Here is a 23897-nt window from a genome sequence, read left to right as displayed (position 1 = left end):
CATCTGGGGAGTCACAGTGAGCGACAACAAGAAGAAGCAGAAGAAGCCCGTCGACCCCAGCCGTCGCGGCCGGCGGCCGATGCCGCGTGGCTGGCCCGGTCCGGGCGGAGGCTACTCGACGTACCTGCAGGCGCCCCCGGAGTGGCGCGGTACGACGGTGCAGGTCTGCGGGATGTGGCCGTTCTCGGCCGGTACCGGCAGCCCGATGGTCGGCGTACCGATCGGCCGGAACATCCTGTCCGGCGCGACCATGTGCTGCGACCCGATCAGCTGGTTCATGCGCGCCAAGCTGATCTCGAACCCATCGATGTTCGTCCTCGGCAAGCCCGGTCTGGGCAAGTCGACGATCACCCGGCGGATGGCGCTCGGGCTCGCGGGGTACGGCGTACAGCCGCTGGTGCTGGGCGACCTGAAGCCGGACTACAAGGACCTGATCGAGGCCCTCGGCGGCCAGGTCATCCAGCTCGGCCGTGGCCGCGGCCATCTGAACGTGCTCGACCCGGGCGAGTCCCGGGAGGCCGCGCTCCGGCTGACCGGCAAGGCCCGCGAGGCGATCCAGGCCGACGCGCACGGACGCCGGCAGACGATGGTGTCGGCGCTGATCGCGATCATGCGCAACCAGAACCCGAACGACCGCGAGGAGACCATCCTCGACGAGGCGCTGAAGGTGCTGGACGAGCGCTTCCAGGGCACGCCGGTGCTGAAGGACCTGCTCCAGGTCATCCAGGACGCGCCGGACCGGGTCCGCAACGTCGCCCTCGACCGGGGCAGCCTGGACCGCTACCGGCAGATCACCGAAGGCCTCGAGGCCTCGCTGATCGGTCTGGTCGGCGGTGGCCGGCTCGGCGAGATCTTCTCCGCGCCGACCGACAACCCGATGCAGATGGACCGTCCGGTGGTGTTCGACGTGTCCAACGTCGACGACTCCGAGACCAGCCTGCAGGCCGCCGTACTGCTGGCCTGCTGGTCGTACGGGTTCGGGGCGGTCGCGGTCTCGCAGGCGCTCGCCGACGCGGGCCTGGAGCCGCGGCGGCACTACTTCGTCATCCTCGACGAGCTCTGGCGGGTACTGCGGGCCGGCAGCGGCCTGGTCGACCGGGTCGACGCGCTGACCCGGCTGAACCGGCAGCGTGGTGTCGGCATGGCGATGATCTCGCACACCATGTCCGACCTGCTCGCGCTGCCGAACCCGGAGGACCGGATGAAGGCGAAGGGCTTCGTCGAGCGTTCCGGCATGGTGATCTGCGGTGGTCTGCCGCGCGCCGAGATGGACAACCTGACCGAGGTCGTGGCGATGTCGATGGAGGAGCAGAACATGCTCGTCGGCTGGCAGGACCCGCCCGCGTGGGACCCGGCAACCGGCAAGGAGGCCGCACCTCCCGGCCGAGGAAACTTCCTGATCAAGGTCGGTGGCCGGCCGGGCATCCCGGTGCACGTCGGCCTGACCTCGGTCGAGCGTGAGATCAACGACACCAACAAGCTGTGGAAGACCGGCGACGACGGCAAGCCGCAGAAGGTGGAGATCGCACCGGACGGCACCGAGGCCGTCGTCGGTGAGTACAGCCTGGACGACCCGGCGCTGCTGCCGCCCCCCGACCCGACCACGCGCGTGGTCGCCAGAACGGGAGTTGACGAGTAAATGGCCCAGGGCAAGCGGAGTACCGGACCGAGTGCGGTCTCACCCGAGGCACTGTTCATCTTCGTCGTCGTCGGCGCGGTCGCGCTGGTGGTGTTCGCGCTCTGGGGTGCGCTGAAGGTCGCCGCCGCGATCAACGGCACGCACCCGGCCGGCAACCCGTTCGACGCGATCGTCGAGCTGGCCAAGGGCAGCCTGCACTGGTCCGGCGCCGCCACCGGCGTACTGGTGATCGAGATCGTGGTGTTGCTCGGGATCGCCGGCGGCGTCTGGTGGCTGGTCCGGAGCCGCCAGCAGTCGATCGGCCGGGTCGACCGGCAGGCGTCGCTGATGGCGAAGCGGTCCGAGATCTTCAAGCTCACCCGCGAGGGCGCGCAGCAGAAGGCGAACCAGCTCGGCATCGCCGACGCCGGCCCGGGCATCCTGATCGGCCGCACCGTGACCGACAACCTCGAGGTGTTCGGCAACTGGGAAGACATGCACGTCGACATCTGGGGTCCCCGGACCGGTAAGACCACCTCGCGGGCGGTACCGGCGATCCTGGACGCCCCGGGCTGCGTCGTCGCCACCTCGAACAAGCGGGACATCGTCGACGCCACCCGCGGTCCGCGGTCGCAGAAGGGTCCGCTGTGGGTGTTCGACCCGCAGGAGGTCTGCGAGGAACCGCCGAACTGGTGGTGGAACCCGCTGACCTACATCACCGACGAGACCAAGGCCCGCGAGCTCGCCGAGCACTTCGTCGCCTCGCAGCGCGTGGTCGGTGCCCAGACCGACGCGTTCTTCGACGCCGCCGGTACGGACCTGCTCGCCGGCCTGCTGCTCGCCGCCGCGGTCGCGAAGCGCCCGATCACGCAGGTGTACAGCTGGCTCGCCGACCAGCGCAACGACGAGCCGGAGCGGATCCTGCGCAACACCCCGGGCCTACAGATGTCCGCGGACGGCCTCGCCGGTGTCATCAACGCGCCGGACAAGCAGCGCGCCGGTGTCTACGGTACGGCGCAGCAGAGCGCCCAGTTCCTGATCAACCGCAAGGTCACCCGCTGGGTGATCCCGAACGGCCCGAACGACAACCGTCCGCAGTTCAACCCGCACGAGTTCGTCCGCCAGGGCGGCACGCTCTACAGCCTCTCCAAGGAAGGTGCGGGTACGGCGGGACCGCTGGTCACCGCGCTCACCGTCGCCGTCGTCGAGGCCGCCGAGCAGTACGCCCGCGGCTGCGCGCTCGGCCGGATGCCGAAACCGCTGGTCGGCGTACTGGACGAGGCCGCGAACGTCTGCCGCTGGAAGAACCTCCCCGACCTGTACTCGCACTTCGGGTCCCGCGGCATCGTGCTGATGACGATCCTGCAGTCCTGGGCGCAGGGCCAGGAGTGTTGGGGTGAGCACGGCATGGAGAAGTTGTGGGGCTCGGCCAACATCCGCGTGTACGGCGGTGGTGGCGCGGACACGAACTTCCTCGAGCGGCTCAGCAAGATGGTCGGCGACTACGACATCCAGTCCAACTCGGCGTCGTACAACGAGGGCAAGCGCGGGACCAGCCAGCAGGTCCAGCGGCACAACATCCTCGAGGTTTCCGAGCTGGCCGCGATGCCGCCGGGCCGTGCGGTCGTGCTCTCGTCGGGTAACCCGGCCACGATGGTGAAGACCGTCCCGTGGTTCACCCGGCCGGACGCCGGCGCGGTGAAGGCCTCGCTGGCGAAGTACGATCCAGGAGCAGCGCTGAACAGCCCGGCGAGCAACAACCCGTGGCTGGCGTCGCAGCAGCCGGCGATCCAGCAGCGTGGTCCGGAGCGGCCGGTCTGGGAGCAGAACGAAGGGGGCAACGGCGGTGGATGGTGAGCAGGAGCTCTTCTACCCGCATGTCGCGGAGTTCGTGGAAGACCGGCTGATCTACCTCTACACGCGCCGCCTCGGCCAGCAGTTCGTCTGGTGCCCGGAGTGGTACCGGCACGCCGAGGCACTCAGCCGGCTGGACTCGATCTGGCGGGCCTGGGAGCACCTGCGGCTGGACCCCGCGACCGGTATGTCGGTGTGGTGGCGCGACCACGCGGACCCGCACATGATGGCGTTGCTCGACCCGGACGGCCCGTTCGCGGCGTGCCGGAACAACCAGCACACCGACTACCCGATCCCGCCACTGCCGGTCCAGGAGCCGCCGGCCGGCCTGTTCTTCGACCAGCGCCAGCCGAACATCCGCGGCGTCTGAGATGTGGAAAGCAGCGAACCTGCTGCTGGCCTTCGCCGTCGAACTGGTTGCCCTGGGCATCTTCGCGTGGTGGGGCTGGGCAACCGGCGGTACGACTCTGGTGCGACTGCTGCTCGCGATCGGGCTGCCGCTGGTGGGCGCCGTCCTGTGGGGCCTGTTCGCGGCACCGACCGCCAACCGCGGGCAGCTGCCACGCTGGATCGTGAAGGTCCTGGTCTTCGGACTCTCGGGCGCCGCGCTGTGGAGCCTCGGGCACCCGGTGCTCGGTGTCGTGTTCGTCGTGGTGGTCGCCGCGAACCTGGCGATCATCCACACCCAGAAGCTGCAGCCCTGACTAGCGCTCGCGGTCCAGGTTGAGGTCGGGCGTCGCGGAACGGTTCGGTTCTCTGCGGCTCTCGGTGTTTCCCGGACCGAGCCGGAGATGCTGGCGCTCCTGCGGTTCCATCACCGCGGGGGTTTTCGACGGCGGATTGCGAACCGCCTCGACCGCGTCGGGCTGGACCTTCGCCCGGTACTCGCGGGCCAGTTCGTCGTCCGCTCGGGCCCGATCGTCGTCGGCGTTCACCTGGTAGCCGTCGAGTTCGCTCGCGCGGATGTTCCGCCGGCCCTCGGCAGCGAGTTCGTCGGCGCCCGGTTCTTCGGGTCTCGCGGCCGCCTCGTCCTGCTTGTGTTGCCCGCGGGCCTGCAGGGCCAGTTCGCGCTGCTCGCGGTTGGCGGCGAAGGCGCGGTGCCGGTCGGCCGATGCCTCCGCGCTCTCCGCGAACGCGATCTGCTGTGCGCGGGTGGCCTCGGCGACCTCGGCCCGGTCGCGGAGTTCGTGCCGCTCCAGGTCCTCCTTGGCTCGGAGCTCCAGCTCTTCCTCGTCACGCAGGGCTGCGTCGTCGGCTTCCTGGCGAGCGTGCAGCTCGTCCTCGTCCTTCCGCCGCCGGGCGGCACGCGCGGACTCCGTGTAGTCGTCTCCGCGGTCCCATTGGTCCGGCGTGGGCTCGACGGACGGCTCCTCGTCGGTGTCGGGCATGCCGCTCCTTTCCTTCTGTTCCACCTTGCCGTACGGCGGGGTCAGCGGGTAGCTCCGGTGACCAGCCAGCCGTCGCGGCGTTCGCGGGTGGTCAGGGTGAGGAATCGCAGCAACATGTACCCACCGAACGCCCACCACAGCGCGACGATCCCACCGCCGAGCCACAGCACCGCGAGCGCCAGCGGTACGTAGAGCATGAGTGCCACGACCCCGGCCATCGCCAGGTAGCGCCCGTCTCCGGCGCCGATCAGTACGCCGTCCAGTACGAACACGACCCCGTTGACCGGCTGCCACAACGCGGCCACGATCAGCACGGCGGCGAGCGTACGCCGTACATCGGGGTCCGAGGTGAACCACGGGACGTAGACGCCGCGCAGACCCCAGAGGGCCAGGCCGCCGAGTACGCCGGAGAACAGGCCCCACCACATCATCCGGCGGGTGATCGCCCGGGTCCCCGCGACATCGCCGGCGCCGAGCGCACGACCGGTGAGCGCCTGCGCCGCGATCGCGATCGCGTCCAGCGCGAGCGCGAGGAACGACCACAGCGTGAACGCGACCTGGTGGGCGGCGACGGACGTCGTACCCAGCGCGGTGGCGACGAAGGTGAGCAGGACGATCGCCGCACGGAGCGTCAGCGTCCGGACGATCAGCGGTACGCCCATCTGCGCCGACGCGAGGATGCCGGGGCGGTCCGGGCGGAGCTTGGCGCCGTCCCTCCGGGCGCCACGGACCACGACGATAACCAGGGCGATTCCGGCGCCGGTCTGCGCGAGCGCCGTACCGAGGGCGGAGCCGGCGATGTTCAGGTGTACGCCGTACACGAGCAGGACGTTCAGGCCGATGTTCGCGAGGTTGGCGGTGATCGCGACGACCATCGGGGTCTTGGTGTCCTGGAGCCCACGCAGTACGCCGGTCGCCGCGAGCAGAAGCAGCATCGACGGGATGCCGAGGCAGGAGATCCGCAGGTACGTCACGGCGTACCCGGCCACCTGTGGCGACGGGTCGAACGCACCGATCGCCTGCGGAGCGAGCGCCAGCCCGAGCAGGGCGAGTACGACGCCGAGGAGCAACGCCAGCCACAGGCCATCGATGCCTTGGGCAAGCGCACCCTTGTGGTCGCCGGCACCGATCCGCCGGGCGACCGCCGACGTGGTGCCGTACGCCAGGAAGACGCAGATGCCGACCAGGGTCTGCAGGATCGTTCCGGCGACGCCGAGCGCGGCCAGTTGCGGCGTACCGAGGTGACCGACGATGGCCGAGTCCGCGAGCAGCATCAGAGGTTCGGACACCAGCGCGAAGAACGCCGGCACGGCCAGCCGGAGGATTTCGCGATCCTGTGCGCCTACCCGTGGTCTCACCGGAGCGAGGTTACCCAGGCCGCTCGGGCGTGTCGGAAATTGGTCTCAGACTTTTTCTTCTCCACAGTTGTGCACCGACGAATTCGCAGGTCAGAGCCGGGTTGTGGGTTTCCTTCCACAGATATCCACAGGGTTGTGCCCAACCTGTGCACAGCCCGTAGCGGGGTTATCCACGGTTCGTCCACACCCCCTGTGGATGTCCGGGTGGCTTTGCGGGAAGCGCTCGGCGTACGGTCGCGAGGCTGGTGCCAGAACCTGCATCCGAGACTGTCGGTGGGCGGGGCTAAGGTTCGAGCAGGTGTTCGAACCCGGTCCGGTGGCTGGGGCGGCGACGAGGAGGTCGGACGAAGTGAGCGTGGCGGAGTTCCGCGGGGGTCAGGGCGACGGTCACGAAGAGCGCAGTCCGGCGATGGGCTTCGATCGCACTCCGCCTCAGGATCTGGCCGCCGAGCAGTGTGTGCTCGGCGCGATGATGTTGAGCAAGGACGCGATCGCCGACGTGATCGAGAACCTGCGCAGCACGGACTTCTACCGCCCGGCGCACGAGGTGGTCTTCGACGCGATCACCGACCTCTACGCGCGAGGCGAGCCGGCCGACGCGATCACGGTCGCCGCCGAGCTGACCAAGCGCGGCGAGATGGCCCGGATCGGCGGCGCGCCGTACGTGCACACCCTGGTCGCCTCGGTCCCGCTCGCGGCGAACGCGTCGTACTACGCGCACATCGTCCGGGAGAAGGCGATCCTCCGCCGCCTGGTCGAGGCCGGCACCAAGATCGTCCAGCTGGGGTATGCGGGTGAGGGCGAGGTCGATGACGTCGTCGACGAAGCGCAGGCGGAGATCTACTCGGTCACCGAGAAGCGCACCGCCGAGGACTACGCGCCGCTGAAGGACATCATGGAGGGCACCCTCGACGAGATCGAGGCGATCGACTCCCGTGGTGACGCGATGGTCGGCGTGCCGACCGGGTTCACCGACCTGGACGAGCTGACCAACGGGCTGCACCCCGGCCAGATGATCATCGTCGCCGCCCGTCCCGCGATGGGTAAGGCGCTCGCCCTCGACACCCCGCTGCCGACGCCGACCGGCTGGACCACGATGGCCGAGGTCGCGGTCGGCGACCAACTGCTGGACGCCGAGGGGCTGCCGACGACGGTGGTCGCGGCGACCGAGGTGATGGTGGACCGTCCGTGCTTCCGGCTGTCGTTCTCCGACGGCAGCTCGATCGTCGCCGACGCCGAGCACCAGTGGCGGGTCGAGGACGGCGGCCGCCCGGTGATCTGCACGACCGAGGACCTCTACACGGCGATGTCGGCGAGTCCCGGGCTGACACCGCTGATCCCGGGGTCCGCGCCGCGGCAGATCACCGGGCACGGCTACCCGGCCGCGCTGACCGGCGAGGGGGAGCGGCGGCTCGAGTGGGTCGACCCGGTGGCCAGCGTGCCGGTGCGCTGCGTCGAGGTCGACAACCCCGACCACCTGTACCTGGCCGGCAAGACGATGATCCCCACCCACAACTCCACCCTGGGTCTGGACTTCGCCCGCTCCTGCTCGATCAAGCACGGCCTGACCTCGTGCATCTTCTCGCTGGAGATGAGTCGCAACGAGATCACCATGCGGCTGCTGTCCGCCGAGGCGAAGGTGCCGCTGCACCACATGCGCAACGGCAAGATGACCGACGAGGACTGGGCCCGGCTGGCCCGCAAGATGGGCGAGGTCTCCGAGGCCCCGCTGTTCATCGACGACTCGCCGAACCTGACGATGATGGAGATCCGCGCCAAGGCCCGCCGCCTCAAACAACGCCACGACCTCAAGCTGATCGTCATCGACTACCTCCAGCTGATGACGTCGGGCAAGAAGGTCGAGTCCCGCCAACTCGAAGTCTCCGAGTTCTCCCGCTCCATCAAGCTCCTCGCCAAAGAGCTCGAGCTCCCCGTAGTAGCCATCTGCCAGCTGAACCGAGGCTCCGAACAACGCTCCGACAAACGCCCCATGGCCTCGGACCTCCGCGAAAGCGGCAGCCTGGAACAGGATGCTGACGTGGTCATTCTGTTGCATCGGGAGGATGCTTATGAGCGGGAGTCGACCCGGCCCGGTGAAGCCGACTTTATTGTCGCCAAGCACCGGAACGGGCCTACTGCGGATGTGGTTGTCGCGTTCCAGGGCCACTACTCACGGTTTGTGGACATGGCGCACGACGGCTAGGTGATGTTCATGCCGCCACTGGCTGAGCGGTGCGGACCTGCTTGAGGGCGGCTGCCCACGACTCGAGTTGGTCGAACAGGATCGTGGCCTGGTCGGCGTACTGCGGGCCTGGGCGGAAGACGCTGAAGTTCTCGAAGTCGTTGAACAGCGAGAACGACAGCTGCTGACGGACGTGGGCCATCTGCAGTTCGGAGCTGATCGCGCGCAGGTGTTCGATCGCCCGCGCGCCGCCGAGCGAGCCGTACGACACGAAGCCGGCCGCCTTGTTGTTCCACTCGGCGTACAGGTAGTCGATGGCGTTCTTCAGTACGGCGGACGTGGAGTGGTTGTACTCCGGCGTGACGAAGACGAACCCGTCGTACGCCGCGATCGTCGCGGCCCACGCCTTCGTGTGCGCGCCGGCGTACTGCCCGGCCGAGGGCGGGATCGCCTCGTCCAGGTGCGGCAGCGGGTAGTCGAGCAGGTCGATCGGTTCATAGCTCGCACCGGTGCGGTGCCGGGCCTGCTCGAGCACCCAGTCGGCCACCGCCTTGCCGTTCCGGCCGGGGCGGGTGCTACCGAGGATGACCGCGATCTTCAGGTCGCTCATCGCGACGACTCCTTCAGAGAAGAGGATGACTTGAAACTTCAAGTAAGACGATAGGCTGGCTTACATGAACATTCAAGTCATCCATCGGCTGGCTATGCTGCAGGCATGGGTGCAGGCGAACCGCGCTGGCTGAAGGCCGACGAGCTGGAGACCTGGAAGACCCTGCAGCTCACGATGGCGCTGCTCACGACCGCCTTGGGGGAGCAGCTCCAGCGCGATTCCAACCTGAGCTTCCTGGAGTACTACGTTCTCGCCGGCCTGTCGGATCAGCCCGAGCACACGATGCGCCTGAGCAGCCTCGCGGTGTTGGCAAACTCCGAACTATCCCGCCTGTCACACCTGATCCGTCGCCTGGAGAACCGCGGCCTGGTCCGCCGCGAGCCGGACCCGAACGACGGCCGTTTCACCAATGCGATCCTGACCCCGGCCGGGTATGAAGAGCTCGTGAAAGCCGCGCCCGGCCATGTCGAACTGGTCCGCAAACTGGTCTTCGATCCGCTGAGTGAGGCCGAAGGACGCGCACTGCAGAAGACGATGGCGAAGCTCCTCCCCGGCCTTCAGGAAAACTGTTAGCGATCCCGCCAACGCTCCGCCGAGATCGACTCCTGCGCGAGCAGTCGCAGTGAAGCAATCAACGTCTCGCCGAGGATCGTGCCGATCACGACGGATTCGGCGACCTGGTCCCGGGTCGGGTTCGCAGTCACCGCGTCGATCTCGAGCGCGGTGAAGGCCTCGACGGCTTCGGCTTTCCTGTCCAGATCCGCGACCAGGTTCTCCTGACCGAGACTCCGGAAGGCGGCGACGGTGTCGATCAACGTGGCCAGGGCCGGCGCCGACGGTTCAACAGTCCAGCCGCGGGAGCGGAGCAGGTCCGCGACCTGGGCCGCCGCAGCGCTGCGGGCCTCGTCGGTGGCGGACAGCCGGCGCGCCGGCGTGAGCGCGCGGTGGGCGCGGCCGATCTGCTCGTGCAGCGGCTCGGCGTTGGCGTCCAGTGACTCGAGGATCTCCTTCACGGTGGCGACCGGTACCTGGCCCAGTTCGATCAGCGCGCGGATCAGTCGCAGCCGGCGGACGTGCGTGTCGTCGTACGACGCCTGGTTCGGGCTGCTGAGCTCCCCGGCCGGCAGCAAACCCTCGCGCAGGTAGTACTTGATCGTCGGCACCGGGACGTCGGTGGCCTTGCTGAGTTCCCCGATTCGCATCGCTTGCCTTCCTGTCGCCTGTGATGGATAGTATCAGTATCCATAAGCGGATACCTGAACTATCCATAAGGAGCGCGTGTTCATATGACCGACGCATCTCGCACGATCGCCGGCGTCATCCTGCTGACGATCGTGACGATCCAGTTCGGCGGCTACTTCATGACGAAGATCGTCCGCGGCCAGGTCCCGATGACCGGCTTCCAGAAGTCGTTCGCCCGGGCCGGTCACGCGCACGCCGGCGTCCTGGTGATCCTCAGCTTGGTCGGCCTGCTGTACGTCGACCAGACCGGCTTCACCGGCTTCTGGTTGTGGGTCGCCCGGCTGGCGATCCCGGTCGCCGCGATCCTGATGTCCGGCGGCTTCTTCGCCTCCTCGGCCGGCAAGGACCGCACCGAGCCCAACCAGTTCCTCTGGGTCCTGTGGCTAGGCGCCGCCGCCCTCGCCGTCGGCGTCCTGACCTTGGGAATCGGCTTGATCACCGCCTAGCCGAACGCCTGCGCCAGCCGCGATCCGACCGAGCTGATCAGTGCGGAGGTCTCCGGTGTCGCCTGGTCGACGGTGAACGGGCCGAGGGCGGCGACGGCGGCTACCTGGGTCAGGAGCATGGTGGGGGTGTCGGCGCTGAAACGGACCTGACAGGACGTGTCGCTGAGCGGGGTGACGATGCCGCGGACCACGCCTTCGAAGGCCGAGGTGACGGCGGTGGCTGGAGCTTGCACCGTGAGCTCGACGGTGTGTTGGTACTGCGCGGAGACGAAGGACTCGAGCAGGTACGACGCCCCGTCGATCACCCGGGGCGTGAAGCGGTGCAGCACCGGCGTGACGTCGGTGATCCGGTCGGCGCGGAAGATCCGCCAGTCGTCGCGGTCCGGGTCGAACGCGAGCAGGTACCACCGCCACGCCAGCGTCAGCAGCTGATGCGGCTCCACCCGCCGGCGCGTCGTGTCGCGAGCGCGACCGTGGTAGTCGAAGGCAACGATCTCGTGGTTCCGGCAGCAGCGGGCGAGCACGGCGAGCACGCCCGGATCGACCTGCGGTACGCCGGGCCGCGGGATCGCCTCGGCGGCCGAGCCGACCGCGGCGAGTTGCGGCCGGAGCCGGACGGGCAGCACCTGCTCCAGCTTCGCGAGCGCGCTCATCGAGCTGTCGGCCATCCCGCTCACCCCGCCGCCGGCCGCGCCGACCAGGCCGAGCGCGACGGCGATCGCCTCGTCGTCGTCCAGTTGCAGCGGCGGCAGGTGCGTACCGGATCCGAGCCGGTACCCGCCCGCGGTGCCGGTCGTACCGGTCACCGGATAGTCGAGCGCCCGGAGCCGCTCGACGTCCCGGCGTACCGTGCGCTCGGTGACCCCGAGGCGGTCGGCGAGCTCGCGGCCGGACCACTCGCGCCGGCTCTGCAGCAGCGACAGCAGCCGCAGCAGACGGCCGGGCATGTCTCTCATGCGGCAAGTATTGCTTGCGGACAAGTTATGTCCGCAAGGGCTCTTACCGTGAAGTACATGATGCTGACGACGACTAGCAAGCAGTACGACGAGGCGCGGCTCGGGTTCCAGCGGCGCGACCCGCACCGGCCGGAGGTCATCTTCCCCGTCACGAGCGCCGACGAGGTGCAGGACGCGGTCCGGTACGCGGTCGACAACGACCTGCGGATCGCGGTCCAGGCGTCCGGGCACGGGGTGACCGAGGGGATCGACGGTGGCGTGCTGATCGCGACCGGCGGCTTCAACGGCGTGACCGTCGACGCCGAGCGGAGGACCGCCTGGATCGAGGCGGGCGCGACCTGGCGGGACGTGGTCGCCGCGACCGCGCCGTACGGCCTCGCGCCGCTGTCCGGGAGTTACCCCGGCGTCGGCGCGATCCCGTACACGCTGGGCGGCGGACTGGGCCTGATGGCCCGGCGGTACGGGTACGCCGCGGACCACGTACGGCGAATCGAGGTGGTGACCGCTGACGGCGTACGACGGAATGCCGAGGAGGACCCGGACCTGTTCTGGGCGCTCCGCGGCGGCGGCGGGAACTTCGGTGTGGTCACGGGCATCGAGGTCGAGCTGTTCGACGTACCGACGATCTTCGGCGGGAGTCTGTACTTCGACCTCGCCGAGTACCCGGAGGCGCCCGAGGTGTGGCGCGAGTGGACCCGGTCGGTACCGGAGGAGGTGACGTCGGCGATCGCGATCCTGCCGGTGCCGGACATCCCGCAGGTACCGGAGCCGGTGCGCGGGAAGTACATCGGGCAGCTCCAGCTGGCGATCCTCGGCGACCGCGGCGAAGAACTGATCGCGCCGCTGCGGGCGATCGGTACGCCGGCGATCGACACGGTCGGGGTCATGCCGTACGCCGACTCGGGGCAGATCTTCGCCGAGCCCGAGCGCCCGGACGCGTACAGCTCACGCAACGTACTGCTGGACGACCTCGACGCGCTGAAGACCTTGCCGGGGCCGGCCGCCGAGCAGATGCATGTGATCGCGATCCGGCACCTCGGCGGCGCGCTCGCCCGGCAGCCCGAGGTTCCGAACGCGGTCGGTCACCGCGACGCGGCGTACTCGTTGACGGTGATCACCACCGACACCCAGCTGCAGCGGAAGATCCTCGCGCCGTGGTCCGCCGTCGGCCGGTTCCTCAATTTCAGCTACGACAAGCTGACTCCCGAAGAGATCGCCGAGGCCTACGACGACTACGACCGGCTGCTCGAGCTCAGGCGCCGGTACGACCCTGACCGCCGGCTGTGGGCGAACCACCAGATTTAGCGATCAGCTCCTCGACCAACGCGCCTTTGCCGGACACGTAGGCGGTGCGGTCGGTGGTGAGCAGGTGCGCCAGCTCGCGTTTGCGCTTGGCGTACCGCTCGCGATCGGCCGCGTCCGCGCGCAGATGATCGCGGAGCAGGATGTGGTCACGCCAAGCTTTGTTGCCTTCAACAACAACATACAGATGGTGGTAGTGCAGCGGCTCGGGAGGCAGGGCGAAAGCCTCGCGACCCGGGATCCCCTGGTCGCCTTCGTGCCGGTAGCCGGCGGTCGCCAGCCGGGCGATCGCGGCCGGTACCAGGTCGGCCGTCGGTACGACGATGTCGATGTCGATGATCGGCTTCGCCGCCAGACCGGGTACGGCGGTGCTGCCGACGTGCTCGATGCGATGAGGGATCCCGACCAGGTACGGCGTCAACCGCGCGTGGAGTTCGGCGAACCACGACGGCCAGCGCGGGTCGTAGTCGACGACCTCCGCGGGGACGATCACAGAGCCGCCGTTACGTCGATTTCCACGAGTTGGCCCGGGAAGCCGAGCTGGGCGACACCGAGCAGCGTGCTCGCGGTGGTGAACGCGGCGGCGATCGGGGAGGCGTTCACCTGGTCCCAGACCGCGCTCAAGTCGGATCGGTCGGAGCTGGCCACGTAGATCACCGTACGGACAACCTGATCGGGCGTCGCACCGGCGCTTTCCAGCGCGGTGAGGATGTTCGTGATCACCTGCGCGGTCTGCCCTTCGAGACCGCCGGGCGCCAGCTCGCCGGACGGTTGCAACGGGCACTGGCCGGCCAGGTACACCAAGGTGTCCGCCTGCACGCGGGTCACGTGGTGGTAGCCCGGCGTTGCGTGCAGACCTTCAGGGTTGCTGCGCTCGATCGTCACGTCCCGACCCAACGTGATTGCTCACTCCGCGGTCAACAGGTTTTGCACGTACCGCTTCTGCCACGGCGTCTCCACCGCACGCTTGTCGTTCAGGGCGAAGCCCATGTTGTCGGCCACCGACATGTGCGGGTAGAGCGCATAGTTCTGGAACACCATCGCGATGTCGCGTTCCTTCGGCGGAGCGTTGGTGACGTCGCGGTCGCCGATGAAGATCGCGCCCTCGTTGACCTCTTCGAGGCCGGCGAGCATGCGCAGAACGGTCGACTTGCCGGACCCGGACGGCCCGACGAGCACCATGAACTCGCCGTCCTCGATATCCAGATCAAGCTTGTCCACCGCGGGGAGGTCGGTGCCCGGATAGACCCGGGTAGCTCCCTTGAACGAAACAGTTGCCATGTCGCGCTTCCTTTCCGTCGCACCGAGGGCACCAGTTAGAACCGCGATACGGCCACTTACATTCCCGACTGATGTATCTCTGATGAGCATTGACAAGTCGAATTTTTATGTACAAACTCATTTTTGTGATGAGAGACGTGATGCACCTCGAGCAGCTCGAGCAGGCCGAGGCATTGTTCAAGCCGCAGCGGATCGAGGTGCTGCGGCGGCTGGCCGAGCCGCACACCTGCGGCGAGGTGGCCGAGCAGCTGGGCCAGACTCCGCAGCGCGTCTACTACCACGTGAAACGCCTCGTGGAGGCAGGGCTGGTGACGCTCGTCGACGAGCGCAAGGTCCGCGGCGTCCATGAGGGGATCTACCAGGCAACCGCTCGCTCGTACTGGCTGTCGCCGTCGCTTGTCGGCCGGATCGGTGGCGTCCGCCGGGCTCAGGACGAGTTGAGCCTCGGTTACCTGCTGGACCTGATGGAAGAGGTTCAGACCGACATCGTCGCGCTGGACCGGACAGCTCCGGAGCTGCCGTCCATCGGGGTGTCGGGGGAGATCCGTGTCCCGCCGGAGCGCCGGCGGGAGTTCTTCCACGACCTGCAGAGCACCTTACAAGACCTGTTCGCGCGGTACGGCGGCTCCGAAGGCGACGCCTTCAAACTCGCTGTCGCGTGCTACCCCAAGGGAGAACAAGTTCAATGACTCAACCGCTCATCCTGTGTGTCCGCGCAAAGGCCGGTCTCGACGAGGCCCGGCAGGCGCTGACCGACCCCAAGGCCCTGAATCAGTGGCTCGGCGAGCACTCGACCGTCGATCTGCCCGGCACGTTCGAGTTCTGGGGCCGCTGCATCCCCGAGGGCGACGCGCCGCACCAGCGGGTGCTCGCGTACGACGGCCACACCCTGACGCTGGGGTGGACCCTCGGCGGCGAGGAGACCACGACCGAGTTCACGCTCGTCTCCGAGGGTGACGACTCGACACTGATCAAGCTCACGCAGAGCCACTTCGACTATGCCGAAGCGGTCGGCAATTCGAACATCCGCGGGGTGCTGCAGACCTTCTGGGCGCTGGCGCTCGCCAACCTCGTCGATCACCTCGAGGGGCGCGAGCTCACCACCCGGCCGGACTTCACGTCGGCGGTCTTCGAGAGCGAGGCACTGATCGATGCGCCGATCGCGCAGGTGTACTCGTCGCTGACCGATTCGGCCAAGGCGACCGCCTGGTTCGGGTACCCGGTCGACATCGACCTGCGCCAGGGCGGCCGGTTCGCGATGGGCGGCTTCGACGCCGGACCCGGCGTGGAGATCGTCGAGCTGGTCGAGAACCGCAAGATGTCGATGGACTGGGGGCCGGTCGGGATCAGCACCTGGGAGCTCGCCGAGTCCGGCGGCAAGACCCGGCTCACGTTCGTGATGAGCGGGTTCGACGAGTCCAACCCGCCGTACGGCGCCTGGCTCGGCTGGCTCAGCGGCGTCGCCGCGCTGCGCCGGTACAACGAACTGCCGGACTGGCAAATCACCGTCTGACGACCGGAAAGGTCTTACGAACATGAGCAGATGTCTGGCGGTGGTCGCCGCCGCAACGCTGGTGCTGAGCGCCGGAACGACCACCGCCGTCGCGTACGACGCCCCGCCGGGAGCCTGGTCCGCCGCCTGGACCGTCGCCCCGCAACAACCGAGCGCCGGTGAAGGTGCGAACTGGTCGCTCACCGGCTTCGCACAAGGTGGCGCCGAGTCGCTGCGTCAGGTCGTCCGCGTCAGCGCGGACGGCACAAGGATCAGGATCCGGTTGAGCAACCGGTTCGGCAACCAGCCGCTGCGGATCGCCGGTGCGACGATCGCCCGGTCCGCGGGCGGAGCCGCCCTACGGCCCGGATCGCAACGGGCCTTGACCTTCGCCGACCGGGCGTCGGCGACGGTTCCGGCCGGCGCCGAGCTGACCTCGGACGCCGCGGCACTGCCTGTCCGCGCGCTGGAAACGCTGGCCGTCACGCTGTACTTCAGCACGCCGACCGGTCCGGCCACCTTCCACGAGCTCGGCCTGGCGACGGCGTACCGGGCGGGCGGCGACCATCGCTTCGATCCGCGGGCGACCGCCTTCGGGCAGACCAGCGGTTCGCGCTACTACCTGGCCGGCGTCGACGTCAGCGGGCGTCCCGCCGCCCGCGGTACGGTCGTCGCGTTCGGCGACTCGATCACCGACGGCTACGGTACGACGGCCGCTGCGGACAACCGCTGGCCCGACGAACTGGCCGAACGTCTCGATGCCGCAGGCAAGCACTTCGGTGTCGCCAATGTCGGTGTCAACGGCAACAAACTCCTCGCCGACTCGTCGTGCTTCGGCCAGAGCGGCGCCGGCCGGTTCGCACGCGACGTCCTGGGTCAGCCGGGCGTACGAACCGTGATCGTGCTCGAAGGCGTGAACGACATCGGCGGTGGCGGCTACCCGGACTTCGGCTGCGGCGCCTCGCCGGTGGTCACCGCGGCCGAGCTGATCGAGGGGCACCGGGCCCTGATCCGCGCCGCGCACCGGCACGGGGTCCGGATCGTCGGGGCGACGCTGACGCCGATGGGCAACGCCTGGGGCTACGACACCGAGGACAACCAGAAGGTCCGCGACCAGCTCAACCGCTGGATCCGGACCAGCGGCGAGTACGACGCGGTCGTCGACCTCGCGAAGGTGCTCGCGTCGCGGAAGGACCCGCGGGCGCTCAACCCGGCGTACGACTCCGGCGACCACCTGCACCTGAACGATGCCGGGGCCCGGGCGATCGCCGCGGCGGTCGATCTGCGGACCCTCTAGCAGTCTAGAAGTACGGTCCGTCGGTGCGGATCGAGTCGCCGATCAGGCCTAGCAGGGCGGTCACTGCTCGGCTCGGGCGGCGAGTGGCGGCGGTGACGACGGACAGGGTCCAGGTCAGGTCGGTGTCGGTGATGCGCAGCTTCGTGACGTCCGGGTCGTCGGCGAGCTGCACGTCGGGGACGACGGCGACGCCAAGGCCGGCTCGGACGTAGTCGGGGATCGCGGTCAGCTCCGGGACCTCGACCTGGATCCGCCGTGGCCGGCCGATCGCGTCGAAGGAGCGATCGACCTGTTTGCGGTTCCCGAAACCGGGCGGCATGTCGACGAACCGTTCGCCGGTCAGCTCCTCCAGCCGGACGCCGTCCCGGCCGGCCAGCCGGTGGGTCGCCGGCACGAGCGCGACGAACGGTACGGCGCCGATGTCGCGGATCTCGAGTCCGGCGAGTTCCGGCTTCGGGAGACCGAGCAGCGCGACGTCGAGCCGGCCGTGCCGTACGTCGTCCGCGAGCCCGCTCGATCCGGTCGGTGAGGTGGCGACCTGCACCTCGACCAGCGGGTACTTCCGGTGGAAAGCGCCGAGCAGCTCGGCCATGTCGACCAGGCTGAGCCGCGCGAGCGTCCCGATCCGGATGCTGCCGCGCAGCCCGGTGGACGCCTCCTCGACCGCGGCTCGCGCTCGGTCCAGAGCCTCCAGGGCCGCCTTTGCCTCGGGCAACAGCGCCTGGCCGGCGGTGGACAGTACCACTCGGCGGGTCGAGCGGTCGAAGAGCGTCGTCTTCAGATCGGTCTCGAGCGCGCGGATCGCCGCGGACACCGTCGACTGCACGGTGAACAGGCGCTGCGCCGCGCGGGTGAAGCTCAGTTCCTCGGCGACGGCCACGAAGTACTCCAGTTGACGGCTGTCCACGGGGGCCAATTATCGGAGTTGCCGATAAGAGCGTGCAAGAACTTTCGTTGGACTCGATAGATCCGGCGGCGCACGCTGGAAACATGTCCACCATGACGTCTTCGCGGATCGGCGCACGGATCCGGTTCGCTCATGCCCCCGGGTTCTGGGTGATCGCGGCGGCCTTCCTCACCACGATGGCCTTCTCGACGATCCCGACCCCGCTCTACGCGATCTACCAGCAGCGCGACGGCTTCCCGACCTACGTGATCACGGTGATCTTCGCCAGCTATGCGGTCGGCGTGATGGCGTCGCTGTACCTGGCCGGTCACGTCAGCGACTGGCTCGGGCGCCGCCGGGTCGCGCTGCTCGCCGTACTCGCCGAGGCGCTGTCCGCCGCGATCTTCCTGATCTGGCCGGCCGTCCCCGGGCTGCTGCTCGCGCGGTTCATCTGTGGTGTCGGGGTCGGCGTCCTCACGGCGACCGCCACCGCGCATCTGTCCGAGCTGCGGCAGATCGCGCGGCCGGGGGAGGACCCGAGCCGGTCGGCGTTGATCTCCAGCATGGTGAACCTCGGCGGCCTGGCGTTCGGCCCGCTGATCGGTGGGTTGCTGGCGCAGTACGTCGACGCGCCGCTGCGGCGTCCGTACGAGATTTTCCTGGTGCTGCTGCTGATCAGTGCGGTCGGGATCGCGTTGGTGCCGGAGACCGTGGAGCGGTTGGAGGAGCGTCCGGCGTACCGTCCGCAGCGGGTCGCGTTGCCGTCGTCCGCGCGTCCGTTGTTCTTCGCGTCGGCGATCGGTGCGTTCGCGGCGTTCGCGATCTTCGGGTTGTCCACCTCGTTGGCGCCGACGTTCCTGGCCGGCGTGCTGCACCACACGTCGCGCCTGCTCGCCGGGGTCGTCACATTCGCGGTGTTCATCGCGGGTGCGGGGAGCCAGGTCGTCTTCGTGCGGATGTCGCGCCCGCAGCAGCTGCGGCTCGGCCTGATCGCGATGAGCGTCGGCCTGGTCGGTGTCGCGGCCGGCGGCCTGATCCCCAACCTGTGGCTGTTCGTCATCGGCGGCGTCGTCGCAGGCGCCGGCGTTGGGCTGGTCTTCCGCGGCGCGGTCGCGACCGCCGCCTCACTCGCCGACCCGTCGTCCCGCGGCGAAGTACTTGCCGCCCTCTTTCTGATCGCCTACGCCGGCCTCGCCATCCCGGTCCTCGCAATCGGCCTCGGCATCGCGTTGCTGCCCGCCCAGGTAGCGCTCCTGCTGTTCTCGGCGTTGATCCTGATTCTCGTCAATGCCGCGGTAATCCGAATGCTGGCCGCGCAGAAGTCGTGATCTGATGCGAGCGTGGACCTTCAACGCGACTACGGGCTGAGCGTCAGCGAACTCGTACCGCACGACGGCGGCTTCGCCACCGAGGGCTGGGTGGCGGACCGCCGCTGGTTCGTGAAGCGCTGGAAGGACGGCTCGGAGCCCTCGGGCCTGATCCAACTAGCGGAGTTGAACGCGCTCCGCCTCCCGGTCGTCGAGCCGCTGAGGACCGTACGCGGTGAGCTGTCCGCGCTGAGCGGTTCCCGCGCGTACGCCGTTTTCCCTTATGTACAAGGGCGTACGGCGACCTGGGACGACTGGCGGGTGGTCGCCCGAGCGTTGCGCGAGGTGCATGAGGCGCCGCTGTCCGTGTCGCTGCCACCCGCGGACGTGAGCGAGCCCCACATCCGCAACCTTGCGCAGTACTTGGAGCACCCGTGGATCGCGGATCGCGCTGACGTGGTGCGTACGGCGATGGCGCGACTGGACGACGTACGGTCGCGGCTCGAGCCGGTGCGCCACGTCGTGTGCCACACCGACTTCCACGGGTTGAACGTACTGATCGGCCCGGACGGTGAGGTGGCGGCGATCCTCGACTGGGAGAACGCGGTGATCGGACCCCGCGAGTACGACCTGTGGGTCGCCGCCGACGGCGAGCCGCTGATGGAGTTCCTCGACGCGTACGGCGCCGACGACCTGGACGCCGATTACCTGGAGTTCGCGCTGCTCGCCCGCGGCCTGCGGGACCTTTCGGCGCGGGTGATGAACGAAGTCGACCGGCCCGGCGTGGAGACGTGGGGATTCGAGCGGATCGACGCGGTCGATCGCAAGCTGGAGATCTTCAAGCGGTACTGCGGTTAGGCGCCGGGGCCACGGAGGACCTCGACGTCGTCGGCGTGCATCGGCTTGCCGCAGTGCGCGCAGGTCAGGTCGACGTGGCTGATCTCGCCGCAGGCGTTGTGCCGGTACAGCACCGGCGGACCCGCCGTACCGGCGAGCCACTTGTCGCCCCAGGCAACCATCACCATCAGGACGTCGACCAGTTCGCGGCCGCGGTCGGTCAGGACGTACTCGTAGCGCGGGCGTGCGTCGTACGGGCGGCGTTCGATCACCTCGCGGTCGACCAGGTGATTGAGCCGTTCGGTGAGCACCTTGCGGGAGATCCCGAGGTCCGCCTGGAGTTGCTCGAACCGGGAGAAGCCGACCCAGATGTCGCGCAGGATCAGGGGTGACCACGGCTCGCCGATCACGTCCAGCGTGCGCGCGATCGAGCACCTCATCTCGCTGAAGTCTGTGCGCTGCATGGAATCAGTCTAGCTGTTTGGGTTCCCTCAGGGAACTCCAACATGTTAGCGTTCCTTCAAGGAACTCCGAACCGGAAGGAACCAACGATGAGCAAGGTCCTCGCCGCCCTCGCGGTCTCGGTCGACGGGTACATCACCGGGCGCGGCTCCGGTCCGGACCACGGTCTCGGCGACGCACCGATGCTGTTCGACTGGTACTTCGACGGCGACACCCCGAGCCAGGCCTTCGACGGCTTCAGGCTGAGCGCGCCGAGCGCCCGGGTGTTCGACGCCGCCGCGACCCGGGTCGGCGCGGTGATCGCCGGCCACAAGACGTACGACGACTCCGGCCACTTCGGCGGCAACAGCCCGCACCCGAACGCGCACCTGGTCGTGCTGAGCCACGGTCCGGTCGCGGAGATCAGCGACCGGCAGACCCTCGCGCACACGATCGAGGACGCGGTCGAGGCCGCGCGGAAACTGGCCGGCGGCAAGGACATCGGCCTGATGGGCGGCGGTGTGGTGACGTCGGCGTTGCGGGCCGGGCTGGTCGACGAAATCATCCTGCACCAGGTTCCGATCCTGCTCGGCGCCGGCCGCCCGTTCTTCCAGGAGCTCCCGGAGCACATCCGCCTGAACCTGGTCGAGGCCGTACCGGCCCCAGGCGTCACCCACCTCCACTACGAAATCGTTCGCTGAAGGAGTCGTGCCATGTTGAAGCCCGCCGTACGCGCCGCCGTCGAGAGCACGTCGATCGCCCACCTGGCCACCGTGCTCCCGGACGGCTCGCCGCACTCGATCCCGCTGTGGGTCAGCACCCTCGACGACAAGATCATCTTCCTCACTGGGCCCAACTCCCAGAAGGCGGTCAACCTCCGCCGCGATCCACGCGTCGCCCTGTCGTTGGCTCCGGTCGACAAGCCGTACGAACCGGTCATCGTCCGCGGTCGCGTGACCCAGTGGATCGACGGTGATGAGGGCTGGCGACTGGTCGATGAGATCGCGATGAAGTACATCGGCCAGCCGTACTCCCGGGACCTCGACCGGGTCGTCGGCGTCATCGAGGCGGAGCACCAAACCGTTGGGATCTAGGATGCGCCCATGGGTGTGACTGTGACGGTCGGGGAGCAGGACGCTTATCTCGCGCGGGTCGGCAGGGCCGGGATGTTGCTGTTGCCGATGATCACCGGGATCGGCGAGCAGGTCCGGGCGTGGGCCGATGAGCTGGCGGCGGAGGGGATCACCGCGCTGGCGTGGGATCCGTTCGAGGGACGCAGTACGGACAACGCCACCCGGGAGGAGCTCGGCGGTCTGGCGCGCGAGCTGGACGACGATGCGGCGCTCGGGCAGCAGAGTGCGTTGCTGGACTACCTGTTCGACGAGCTCGGGTGCAGCAAGGTCGGCGTGATCGGGTGGTGTCTCGGGGGACGGTTCGCGTTGCTGCTCGCGGCGCGGGATCAGCGGGTGGCGAACGTGGTCGCCTTTCATCCGACGGTGCCGTCGCAGCGGCCGGCTCATCACACGTACGACGCGATCGCCGAGACGGCCGGGATCACGGCGCCGGTACTGGTGAGCTATCCGAGCGCCGACGCCGCCGTACCGAACGCGGACTTCGAGACGCTGCAGACCGTGCTGCAGGCGCGGACCGCCGGGGCGACGTTCGCGCAGTACTTTCCGGGAGCGGAGCATGGGTTCTCGGACAAGTCGCGCCACGGCAAGGACGTCAACGCGGAGGCGTTCCGGCTGGCGTGGCCGCAGGCGCTCGCGTTCATGAAGTCGACGGTCGCCTGAGCTCGGCCTCCAACTGCCGGTGCAGCTCGCCCAGCCGACCGCGTCCGGGTGAGCCTTCCGGATACCGCGCGATCACCTCCCGGACGGCAACTGGCGCGCGCTCGAGCGCCCACTCGACCACGGCGTCGGCCGCCGCCGGATCCCCAGTCGCCAACTCCTCGGCATACGCCGCATACTGCGCCGCCGCCACGACGTGCTTCACCTGCGTACCAGCCGCCAACGGATGCAGATAAGCCGACCCAGCAGCCCCCACCGCAGCCCGAGCAGCAGCCTCCCCAGCCCCCACCGCACCACCGACCGCCCCACCGGCCCCACCGACTCCGGCGCCAGCACGAACCCCGGCGCTGGGCGCAGCACCGGCTGCGGCGCCGGCGGAAGCACCAGCTGCCGCGGTGGCAAGCTCGCCGGCTGCTTTGAGGGCTGCGAAGGCGGTTGTTCGGATCGCCTTTGTTCGGCGGCCGCCGGTGCCGAAGGTGCGCGCTGCCTCGATCGCGTCCCGCGCGCGCCGGTCTCCCGGTGAGGCCGCTTCGAAGAGGGGGAGTGCTCGCTCGGCGCACTCTGCCGTCCACAGGCTGAGTTGCCGCAACTCGTCGAGGCTGAGCGGGATCTCGTCATAACCCATGGACCTCAACCATATCGTTGAACCCCGGACTTGAGACTTTCACGCAGCGCGGCGATGGTCCGTCGGCGTGATGCCACGGACCCGCTTGAACGCAACGCTCAACGCGAAGGCGTTCGCATACCCGACCCGGCGGGCGATCGTCTCGACCGTATCGCGGGTCGAGCGCAACAGGTCGGCGGCGAGGGTGATCCGCCAGCCGGTCAGGTAGCTCATCGGCGCTTCGCCGACGACCGCCGTGAACCTCCGGGCCAGCGACGCACGGGAGACCCCGACGCGATCCGCGAGTTCCGTCACGCTCCACGGGTACGCCGGATCCTCGTGCAGCAAGCGCAACGCCGCACCGGCCACCGGATCGGTCTGCGCCTGGTACCAACCAGGTGCGTGCGACTCCGGCCGGGCGAACCAGGCGCGCAAGGTAGTGATCAACGCGAGGTCGAGCCAACGGTCGAGAACGGTCTGCTGGCCGGGTACGTCGCGCTGGATCTCGCTGGTGATCATGTCCATCACCGCGCCCGCCACCTCGGCCGCCGGAACGACCAGGACCGAGGGGAGTGCGGTGACGAGCCGTCGGCTGACGTCACCGGCCACCGAATAGGTGCCGCTGGCAACCATGATCTCGCCGGTCTTGCGGTCGCCGAACGTCCGCACCCCGAGCTGCGCCGAGTAGTCGATAGGTGCCCCCGGCAACCGTTCGCAGATGCCGCCGGGGTGGATCCGCAGCACCGGCACGGTCTGCACCGTGTCGCCGACGACGTACGGTTGCGGGCCGGTGACGATCGCGACGTCACCCTGTTCCATCCGCTGCGGTTCGACGCCCTCCCGGATCAGCCAGCCGGAGCCGCGGACGATCGTGGCGAGCGCGAGCGGAGCCTCGTCGCGGATCTCCAGCGCCCACGGTCGATCCAGGATCGTCAGGTTGAACACGCCGTCCTGCGCGCGGGTCCCGGTGAGCAGTTCGTCGAGCACGTCCATGACGACGAGCCTA

The 23897-nt window shown here is 68.8% G+C and carries 27 protein-coding genes and 1 pseudogene; 16 read left to right on the top strand and 12 right to left on the bottom strand.

Annotation, left to right across the window (positions count from 1 at the left end; genetic code table 11):
- Positions 1-16 precede the first annotated feature (16 nt).
- Genes FB475_RS15010 through FB475_RS14995 form a run of 4 tightly spaced genes read left to right on the top strand, consistent with a single transcriptional unit; the run spans position 17 to position 4176 of the window.
- Positions 17-1639 carry an ATP/GTP-binding protein gene (locus FB475_RS15010; protein WP_238332157.1) on the top strand — a complete coding sequence of 541 codons (1623 nt, stop codon included), beginning with the start codon at positions 17-19 and terminating at the stop codon, positions 1637-1639.
- The gene (locus FB475_RS15005; protein ID WP_141856455.1) at positions 1640-3475 is read left to right on the top strand and encodes a type IV secretory system conjugative DNA transfer family protein; all 1836 of its coding nucleotides are present in this window, start codon (positions 1640-1642) and stop codon (positions 3473-3475) included.
- Positions 3465-3842 carry a DUF4913 domain-containing protein gene (locus FB475_RS15000; RefSeq protein WP_141856453.1) on the top strand — a complete coding sequence of 126 codons (378 nt, stop codon included), beginning with the start codon at positions 3465-3467 and terminating at the stop codon, positions 3840-3842. The genes FB475_RS15005 and FB475_RS15000 overlap by 11 nt, the downstream gene beginning before the upstream one ends.
- Before the next feature lies 1 nt (position 3843).
- Positions 3844-4176 (top strand): YrdB family protein, encoded by a 333-nt coding sequence (locus FB475_RS14995; RefSeq protein ID WP_141856451.1) that lies wholly within the window; start codon positions 3844-3846, stop codon positions 4174-4176.
- On the opposite strand, the gene FB475_RS14990 is transcribed toward FB475_RS14995, so the two are convergent.
- Together FB475_RS14990 and FB475_RS14985 are read right to left on the bottom strand one after the other, a co-directional pair.
- Positions 4177-4860 (bottom strand): hypothetical protein, encoded by a 684-nt coding sequence (locus tag FB475_RS14990; protein WP_141856450.1) that lies wholly within the window; start codon positions 4858-4860, stop codon positions 4177-4179.
- Between the two features lie 41 nt (positions 4861-4901).
- Positions 4902-6218, bottom strand: coding sequence for an MATE family efflux transporter (locus FB475_RS14985; protein WP_202878334.1), 1317 nt, complete (start codon positions 6216-6218; stop codon positions 4902-4904).
- Between FB475_RS14985 and dnaB the strand changes: the two genes are divergently transcribed.
- Positions 6112-8421: a replicative DNA helicase gene (gene dnaB / locus FB475_RS14980; RefSeq protein WP_420359212.1), complete on the top strand. Its 2310-nt coding sequence runs from the start codon at positions 6112-6114 to the stop codon at positions 8419-8421. The two genes, FB475_RS14985 and dnaB, sit on opposite strands and share 107 nt — an antisense overlap.
- 7 nt (positions 8422-8428) lie before the next feature.
- On the opposite strand, the gene FB475_RS14975 is transcribed toward dnaB, so the two are convergent.
- On the bottom strand, positions 8429-9010 hold the full coding sequence (locus tag FB475_RS14975) for an NADPH-dependent FMN reductase (RefSeq protein WP_141856448.1): 582 nt from the start codon (positions 9008-9010) through the stop codon (positions 8429-8431).
- A 105-nt stretch (positions 9011-9115) separates the two neighbouring features.
- Here FB475_RS14975 and FB475_RS14970 point away from each other — a divergent pair, with 105 nt between their 5' ends.
- On the top strand, positions 9116-9583 hold the full coding sequence (locus tag FB475_RS14970; protein WP_141856446.1) for a MarR family winged helix-turn-helix transcriptional regulator: 468 nt from the start codon (positions 9116-9118) through the stop codon (positions 9581-9583).
- Here the strand turns inward: FB475_RS14970 and FB475_RS14965 are convergent.
- On the bottom strand, positions 9580-10212 hold the full coding sequence (locus FB475_RS14965; protein WP_141856444.1) for a MerR family transcriptional regulator: 633 nt from the start codon (positions 10210-10212) through the stop codon (positions 9580-9582). The genes FB475_RS14970 and FB475_RS14965 overlap by 4 nt on opposite strands.
- Positions 10213-10296: 84 nt before the next feature.
- Between FB475_RS14965 and FB475_RS14960 the strand changes: the two genes are divergently transcribed.
- On the top strand, positions 10297-10698 hold the full coding sequence (locus tag FB475_RS14960; protein WP_141856443.1) for a hypothetical protein: 402 nt from the start codon (positions 10297-10299) through the stop codon (positions 10696-10698).
- On the opposite strand, the gene FB475_RS14955 is transcribed toward FB475_RS14960, so the two are convergent.
- Positions 10695-11654 carry a helix-turn-helix transcriptional regulator gene (locus FB475_RS14955; RefSeq protein ID WP_141856441.1) on the bottom strand — a complete coding sequence of 320 codons (960 nt, stop codon included), beginning with the start codon at positions 11652-11654 and terminating at the stop codon, positions 10695-10697. The two genes, FB475_RS14960 and FB475_RS14955, sit on opposite strands and share 4 nt — an antisense overlap.
- 57 nt (positions 11655-11711) lie before the next feature.
- On the opposite strand from FB475_RS14955, the gene FB475_RS14950 reads away from it, so the two are divergent.
- Positions 11712-12959 carry an FAD-binding oxidoreductase gene (locus FB475_RS14950; RefSeq protein WP_202878333.1) on the top strand — a complete coding sequence of 416 codons (1248 nt, stop codon included), beginning with the start codon at positions 11712-11714 and terminating at the stop codon, positions 12957-12959.
- Here FB475_RS14950 and FB475_RS14945 read toward each other — a convergent pair.
- From FB475_RS14945 to FB475_RS14935, 3 genes and pseudogenes are all read right to left on the bottom strand, one after another.
- A complete protein-coding gene (locus FB475_RS14945) occupies positions 12907-13449 on the bottom strand; it encodes a GrpB family protein (protein WP_185759256.1) in 543 nt (180 codons plus the stop codon). The genes FB475_RS14950 and FB475_RS14945 overlap by 53 nt on opposite strands.
- Positions 13446-13841 (bottom strand): RidA family protein, encoded by a 396-nt coding sequence (locus tag FB475_RS14940; protein ID WP_141856435.1) that lies wholly within the window; start codon positions 13839-13841, stop codon positions 13446-13448. The genes FB475_RS14945 and FB475_RS14940 overlap by 4 nt, the downstream gene beginning before the upstream one ends.
- Positions 13842-13883: 42 nt before the next feature.
- A pseudogene (locus FB475_RS14935) lies at positions 13884-14237 on the bottom strand (ATP-binding cassette domain-containing protein); the annotation flags it as partial.
- 128 nt (positions 14238-14365) lie between these two features.
- On the opposite strand from FB475_RS14935, the gene FB475_RS14930 reads away from it, so the two are divergent.
- Genes FB475_RS14930 through FB475_RS14920 form a run of 3 tightly spaced genes read left to right on the top strand, consistent with a single transcriptional unit; the run spans position 14366 to position 17026 of the window.
- Positions 14366-14926, top strand: coding sequence for an ArsR/SmtB family transcription factor (locus FB475_RS14930; protein WP_141856433.1), 561 nt, complete (start codon positions 14366-14368; stop codon positions 14924-14926).
- On the top strand, positions 14923-15750 hold the full coding sequence (locus FB475_RS14925; RefSeq protein ID WP_141856431.1) for an SRPBCC family protein: 828 nt from the start codon (positions 14923-14925) through the stop codon (positions 15748-15750). Before FB475_RS14930 ends, FB475_RS14925 begins: the two co-directional genes overlap by 4 nt.
- Positions 15751-15772: 22 nt before the next feature.
- Positions 15773-17026 (top strand): SGNH/GDSL hydrolase family protein, encoded by a 1254-nt coding sequence (locus FB475_RS14920; RefSeq protein WP_141856429.1) that lies wholly within the window; start codon positions 15773-15775, stop codon positions 17024-17026.
- Positions 17027-17030: 4 nt separating this feature from the next.
- Here FB475_RS14920 and FB475_RS14915 read toward each other — a convergent pair whose 3' ends face one another.
- A complete protein-coding gene (locus FB475_RS14915; protein WP_141856428.1) occupies positions 17031-17933 on the bottom strand; it encodes a LysR family transcriptional regulator in 903 nt (300 codons plus the stop codon).
- A 92-nt stretch (positions 17934-18025) separates the two neighbouring features.
- Between FB475_RS14915 and FB475_RS14910 the strand changes: the two genes are divergently transcribed.
- Together FB475_RS14910 and FB475_RS14905 are read left to right on the top strand one after the other, a co-directional pair.
- Complete coding sequence (locus tag FB475_RS14910) at positions 18026-19240, top strand: MFS transporter (RefSeq protein WP_238332156.1); 1215 nt, start codon at positions 18026-18028, stop codon at positions 19238-19240.
- A gap of 12 nt (positions 19241-19252) precedes the next feature.
- Positions 19253-20077 (top strand): phosphotransferase enzyme family protein, encoded by an 825-nt coding sequence (locus FB475_RS14905; RefSeq protein ID WP_141856424.1) that lies wholly within the window; start codon positions 19253-19255, stop codon positions 20075-20077.
- Here the strand turns inward: FB475_RS14905 and FB475_RS14900 are convergent.
- The gene (locus tag FB475_RS14900; RefSeq protein WP_141856423.1) at positions 20074-20520 is read right to left on the bottom strand and encodes a winged helix-turn-helix transcriptional regulator; all 447 of its coding nucleotides are present in this window, start codon (positions 20518-20520) and stop codon (positions 20074-20076) included. The two genes, FB475_RS14905 and FB475_RS14900, sit on opposite strands and share 4 nt — an antisense overlap.
- Positions 20521-20607: 87 nt before the next feature.
- Between FB475_RS14900 and FB475_RS14895 the strand changes: the two genes are divergently transcribed.
- From FB475_RS14895 to FB475_RS14885, 3 genes are read left to right on the top strand one after another with little or no spacing between them, the layout of a single operon-like run.
- Positions 20608-21198, top strand: a complete 591-nt coding sequence (locus FB475_RS14895; RefSeq protein WP_141856421.1) for a dihydrofolate reductase family protein — start codon at positions 20608-20610, stop codon at positions 21196-21198.
- Between the two features lie 12 nt (positions 21199-21210).
- A complete protein-coding gene (locus tag FB475_RS14890; RefSeq protein ID WP_141856419.1) occupies positions 21211-21591 on the top strand; it encodes a TIGR03618 family F420-dependent PPOX class oxidoreductase in 381 nt (126 codons plus the stop codon).
- Between the two features lie 9 nt (positions 21592-21600).
- Entirely contained in the window at positions 21601-22290 is a 690-nt protein-coding gene (locus tag FB475_RS14885; protein ID WP_141856417.1) for a dienelactone hydrolase family protein, read from the top strand.
- On the opposite strand, the gene FB475_RS14880 is transcribed toward FB475_RS14885, so the two are convergent.
- Positions 22268-22912, bottom strand: coding sequence for a putative immunity protein (locus tag FB475_RS14880; RefSeq protein ID WP_202878332.1), 645 nt, complete (start codon positions 22910-22912; stop codon positions 22268-22270). The two genes, FB475_RS14885 and FB475_RS14880, sit on opposite strands and share 23 nt — an antisense overlap.
- Before the next feature lie 39 nt (positions 22913-22951).
- A complete protein-coding gene (locus tag FB475_RS14875; protein WP_141856415.1) occupies positions 22952-23884 on the bottom strand; it encodes an AraC family transcriptional regulator in 933 nt (310 codons plus the stop codon).
- Between the last annotated feature and the right edge of the window lie 13 nt (positions 23885-23897).

The sequence above is a fragment of the Kribbella jejuensis genome (genome assembly GCF_006715085.1).
GTDB classification, from domain to species: domain Bacteria; phylum Actinomycetota; class Actinomycetes; order Propionibacteriales; family Kribbellaceae; genus Kribbella; species Kribbella jejuensis.
The sequence above is the reverse complement of the archived record's forward strand: the minus strand, read 5'-3'. Positions and strand labels throughout refer to the sequence as shown.

What these genes read in the sequence shown, in the direction of transcription:
- FB475_RS15005 (WP_141856455.1), top strand. Translation starts at nt 1,640, where the DNA reads ATGGCCCAGGGCAAGCGGAGTACCGGACCGAGTGCGGTCTCACCCGAG.
- FB475_RS14990 (WP_141856450.1), bottom strand. Translation starts at nt 4,860, where the DNA reads ATGCCCGACACCGACGAGGAGCCGTCCGTCGAGCCCACGCCGGACCAA.
- FB475_RS14880 (WP_202878332.1), bottom strand. Translation starts at nt 22,912, where the DNA reads ATGGGTTATGACGAGATCCCGCTCAGCCTCGACGAGTTGCGGCAACTC.
- FB475_RS14930 (WP_141856433.1), top strand. Translation starts at nt 14,366, where the DNA reads ATGAGAGACGTGATGCACCTCGAGCAGCTCGAGCAGGCCGAGGCATTG.
- FB475_RS14925 (WP_141856431.1), top strand. Translation starts at nt 14,923, where the DNA reads ATGACTCAACCGCTCATCCTGTGTGTCCGCGCAAAGGCCGGTCTCGAC.
- FB475_RS14995 (WP_141856451.1), top strand. Translation starts at nt 3,844, where the DNA reads ATGTGGAAAGCAGCGAACCTGCTGCTGGCCTTCGCCGTCGAACTGGTT.
- FB475_RS14970 (WP_141856446.1), top strand. Translation starts at nt 9,116, where the DNA reads ATGGGTGCAGGCGAACCGCGCTGGCTGAAGGCCGACGAGCTGGAGACC.
- FB475_RS14910 (WP_238332156.1), top strand. Translation starts at nt 18,026, where the DNA reads ATGACGTCTTCGCGGATCGGCGCACGGATCCGGTTCGCTCATGCCCCC.
- FB475_RS14920 (WP_141856429.1), top strand. Translation starts at nt 15,773, where the DNA reads ATGAGCAGATGTCTGGCGGTGGTCGCCGCCGCAACGCTGGTGCTGAGC.
- FB475_RS14960 (WP_141856443.1), top strand. Translation starts at nt 10,297, where the DNA reads ATGACCGACGCATCTCGCACGATCGCCGGCGTCATCCTGCTGACGATC.
- FB475_RS14885 (WP_141856417.1), top strand. Translation starts at nt 21,601, where the DNA reads ATGGGTGTGACTGTGACGGTCGGGGAGCAGGACGCTTATCTCGCGCGG.
- dnaB (WP_420359212.1), top strand. Translation starts at nt 6,112, where the DNA reads ATGGCCGAGTCCGCGAGCAGCATCAGAGGTTCGGACACCAGCGCGAAG.
- FB475_RS14965 (WP_141856444.1), bottom strand. Translation starts at nt 10,212, where the DNA reads ATGCGAATCGGGGAACTCAGCAAGGCCACCGACGTCCCGGTGCCGACG.
- FB475_RS14895 (WP_141856421.1), top strand. Translation starts at nt 20,608, where the DNA reads ATGAGCAAGGTCCTCGCCGCCCTCGCGGTCTCGGTCGACGGGTACATC.
- FB475_RS14900 (WP_141856423.1), bottom strand. Translation starts at nt 20,520, where the DNA reads ATGCAGCGCACAGACTTCAGCGAGATGAGGTGCTCGATCGCGCGCACG.
- FB475_RS14950 (WP_202878333.1), top strand. Translation starts at nt 11,712, where the DNA reads ATGATGCTGACGACGACTAGCAAGCAGTACGACGAGGCGCGGCTCGGG.
- FB475_RS14975 (WP_141856448.1), bottom strand. Translation starts at nt 9,010, where the DNA reads ATGAGCGACCTGAAGATCGCGGTCATCCTCGGTAGCACCCGCCCCGGC.
- FB475_RS14890 (WP_141856419.1), top strand. Translation starts at nt 21,211, where the DNA reads ATGTTGAAGCCCGCCGTACGCGCCGCCGTCGAGAGCACGTCGATCGCC.
- FB475_RS14955 (WP_141856441.1), bottom strand. Translation starts at nt 11,654, where the DNA reads ATGAGAGACATGCCCGGCCGTCTGCTGCGGCTGCTGTCGCTGCTGCAG.
- FB475_RS14875 (WP_141856415.1), bottom strand. Translation starts at nt 23,884, where the DNA reads ATGGACGTGCTCGACGAACTGCTCACCGGGACCCGCGCGCAGGACGGC.